Raw genomic sequence first — 3,725 nt, 5'->3', positions numbered from 1 at the left:
CTGCACGACCCGGGCCACCACCACCGCCGTCGGCGTGGTCGCCATCCCGGCGAGCAGCGCCCCGACGCCGAACACCCCGAGGCCCCCGACCAGCATCCGCCGGTACCCGAACCGCTCACCCAGCCGACCACCCGGAATGACGCACCCGGCCAGCCCGATCGCGAACCCGCCGACCACCCAGGACAGGTCGATGGTCGTGGCACCCAGGTCCACCGCCATCTTCGGGAGGGCCACCGTCACCGCGAAGAGGTCGAAGCCCACGAGGGCCTGCGTGAGCGCCGCCACCACCAGCACCGCCGGCCGCCGTGACCTCGACCCCAGGGCGCTCGGCGCGGCCGCCATCGGTCGAGGTTACGCCTCGGCTTGGGGTTGGGTGGTGCTCGTCGTGGTCGTCGTCGTGGCGCCCAGCTGCTGCTGGGCCTGGCGCACTTTCTCCGCCGCCTGGGTGACCTTCTCCTGGTAGGTGGCGAGACCCGACGCACCCCCGCTGCGCAACGCGTCGTCCGCTTCACGGAACAACCGCTCGGCATCGGCCAGCAGCGCGGCCACGTCGCCGGGCTCCCCCGCCGGCGGGCTCGCACCCGGCGTCGTGGTGGTGGTCGTCCCTCCACCCGGCGGCGCGGGCTCGCCCTGACCGCCCGGGGTGAGCTCGACGCCCACCTGCCGTTCGAAGGTCTCCGCCTCGATGCCCAGCAGATCGACCAGCGCTTCCCGCAAGGTCGGGCGCATCACGACTTGACCGCCGAACACGGCGATCACCGCCTTGAGCTCCCGCACCTCCGTGGAGCCCTGCGACGACACGTACAACGGCCGGACGTACAGAATGGTGTTGTCGATCGGGATGAGCAGCAGATCGCCGTAGGTGACCGTCGAGCCCTTCTGGTCGAGCAGGGAGATCTGACGGGAGACCTCGGTGTCGGCCTGGATGCGGGCGTTGACCACCGCCGGGCCGTCGGGGAGCTGGCCGCTCGGCATCTCGTAGACCACGAGCTTGCCGTAGTCGTCGGGATCGCTCTTGCCCACCATGAACGCGGTGAGCTGGCGCTTGCTGTCGTCCTCCGAGTACGGGACGAACGGGCGCAGCATGAGGAAGCTCTCCTGCTGTTCGCCGGGTAGGCGCATCAACAGGTAGTACGGCTCGATGCGCGGCGCCAGGGTGCGGGCGAACTGGCCGGTCGGGGTGGTGACCGCCGGCTGGTTCTGCGCCGGGGTGCCCGTGGCCACCGCGGTACCCGGGTCCTGCGCCACCGCCCAACCGTTGGTCTTGTCGTAGAAGCTGCGGGGGTCGGTGATGTGGTACTGGCCCCACATGTTGGTCTGCACCCGGAACAGATCCTCGGGGTACCGCCAGTGGTCGCGCAGCTCGCTGGGCATGGCGTCGACCGGTTCGAACAGATCGGGGAACGCCTTGTCGTAGGCCTTGATGATCGGGTCCTGCGGGTCGACGACGTACAGCTTGACCGTCCCGTCGTAGGCGTCGACCACCGCTTTGACCGAGTTGCGCACGTAGTTGAAGCGATGACCCTCCAGGCCGCTGCCGCGCGGCAACCCCGACGCATCGGCGCGCTGCGCGTTGGGGTACCGGTCGGTGGTGGTGTACGCGTCGATGAGGTAGACGATGTGCCCGCCCATCACCACCGGGTAGGGGTCGGCGTCGAACTGCAGGAACGGTGCCACCTCCTGCACTCGCTCCCGCACGTCGCGCAGGTAGAGGATGCGCGAATCGCTGGTCACGAAGTCCGACAGCAGCAGGTTCCACTCGAAGTTGAAGCGGAGGAAGAACGCCGCCCGACGGATCGGCGAGTCGAGGCTGACCCCGCCCCGCCCGGTGTAGGGGTTGGTGACCAGCGTGCCGTCCTCAGCGAGATAGTCGACCTCGTCGCGGGTGGTACCGACGATGCTGTAGCCGGGCAGCCGCTCACCGAAGTAGATCTGCGGTTGGTTGATGTCGAGCTGGATCTCGTCGGTGTTGATGCGCGTCGGCACGTCCTTGACGATGAAGTCCGGGCTGCCCGATTCGGTGGTGGCGTTCGCGGCCGCCATGGCCAGCCCATAGCCGTGGGTGTACGCGATGTGCCGGCCCTCCCAGGACGGCTGGGGGATGCCGCTCACATTGAGGTCTCGGTTGGCGAGCACCACCTGGGTGGTGGTGAACGTGCCGTCGGACCGGCGGATCTGGTAGCGGTCCACGTCGAGATCGTTGAACTGGTAGAAGGTCCGCAGCGACTGCAGGTTCTGGTAGGTGGGGGCCACCACCTTCGGGTCGAGCAGACGGATGTTGCGGATCGTCTCCCGGTTCAGCTCGGCAGCCCGCTTGCCGACGTCGCGGTCGGCGGAGTACGGGAACGGCTCCGTCTCCACGTTGTCGAGCCCGAGTGCCTGCCTGGTCGCTTCGATGTTGTGCTCGATGTAGGCCTGCTCCCGGTCGGACTCCTGAGGCTCCACCACCACTCGCTGGATGAAGGTCGGGTAGGCGGCCCCGGCGATGATCTGCACGAACCCCCACAGCCCGACCGCCACCACGGGCAGCACCCAGCCGCGCCGCCAGATGTTCACGATGAACAGGGCGCACGACAGCAGTGAGATGAGCAACAGCAGGTAGGTGGCCGGTAGCTGGGCCTTCACCTCGGTGTAGGTGGCCCCGTCCACGACACCACGGGTGGAGTAGGTCAGCTCGTAGCGGCCGAACCAGTAGTCCACCGCCTTCACCAGGGCCAGCAGTGCCAGCAGCACCGACAGATGCGCCTTCACCTGCGGGGTGACCCGCTGGAATGGTGCCTGCATCCGGATGCCGCCGTTGAGGTAGTGGGCCACCGCGGTGATGAGCAGGATGATCACCAGCGAGGCGAAGAACCAGTCGATCACCGTGGTGATGAACGGCAGCTTGAACACGTAGAAGCCGATATCGGTGTCGAAGGTGCGGTCGCGCACCCCGAAGTCGCCGCCGTTGCGGAACAGGATCCACTGGTTCCACTGGGCCGACACGCCGGCGCCCGCGATCACCCCGAAGAACAGTGAGACGCCGAGCCGCACCCAGCCGGCCCGCCGGTCGACCACCTGGTGGTAGCGGGTGAGCAGGTCGTCCTCGGGACCGGCGGGCCGGAACTTCGGCGCGATCCGATCCGCCACAGTGAGGCTGGCGAAGCACATCACCGCGAACACCAGGGTGAAGGCCACACCCAGCGCCCATTTGGTGCCCAGGATCCTCGACCACACCTGCGACAAGCCGAGGCTGTCGAACCAGAGGTAGTCGGTGTAGAAGCGAGCCAGGCCTCGCAACGACATCAGCAGGACGAACAGCACCGCCGCGGCGACGAGCAGGATCACCCGGCCGCGACCGGGGACCCCGGTCCCGCGGAAGCGGCGCCTCGGCATGTCGTCGGGGGCGCGCATGGGTGCTCAGCCTACGGGACGATCCGTCCTCGCCGGGCGCGCCGGCGAGGCCTCACCGGGCTCTGGCGCCCGCTCCCCGCTGCTCAACCAGGCCGGCCCCGCAGACCGAGCGGACCGCGGCGGACACCAGCTCGTCGATCGACTGCGTCCGGCACTCTCGGTAGCAGCTCCGTACCCGCTCGGCGAGGTCGTCGGGATCGTCGCCGGCTTCCGTGAAGCACTGCTGGAGCCGGAGGCGAAGCGGTCCCACCAGCTCCGCGGCCAGCTCGGCCGCCAGCTCCTCGACATCACGGCTGCCCGAGGCCCGCTCGCCGAGATCCCGCCCGAGGCCC

At 68.9% G+C, this 3,725-nt stretch carries 3 protein-coding genes; all 3 read right to left on the bottom strand.

Annotated features, from left to right (window positions below; translation table 11 throughout):
- Positions 1-342: MFS transporter (locus V7004_RS15360; RefSeq protein WP_334145099.1), on the bottom strand; the 342-nt coding region annotated here is incomplete at its 3' end.
- Between the two features lie 9 nt (positions 343-351).
- On the bottom strand, positions 352-3,393 hold the full coding sequence (locus V7004_RS15355; RefSeq protein ID WP_334145098.1) for a UPF0182 family membrane protein: 3,042 nt from the start codon (positions 3,391-3,393) through the stop codon (positions 352-354).
- Positions 3,394-3,445: 52 nt separating this feature from the next.
- The coding region (locus tag V7004_RS15350; RefSeq protein ID WP_334145096.1) for a hypothetical protein at positions 3,446-3,725 on the bottom strand (280 nt) is incomplete at its 5' end.

It is taken from the genome of Rhabdothermincola sp., from assembly GCF_036846205.1.
Taxonomy (GTDB): Bacteria; Actinomycetota; Acidimicrobiia; order Acidimicrobiales; family Acidimicrobilacustridaceae; genus Rhabdothermincola.
The sequence above is the reverse complement of the archived record's forward strand: the minus strand, read 5'-3'. Positions and strand labels throughout refer to the sequence as shown.

What these genes read in the sequence shown, in the direction of transcription:
- V7004_RS15355 (WP_334145098.1), bottom strand. Translation starts at nt 3,393, where the DNA reads ATGCGCGCCCCCGACGACATGCCGAGGCGCCGCTTCCGCGGGACCGGG.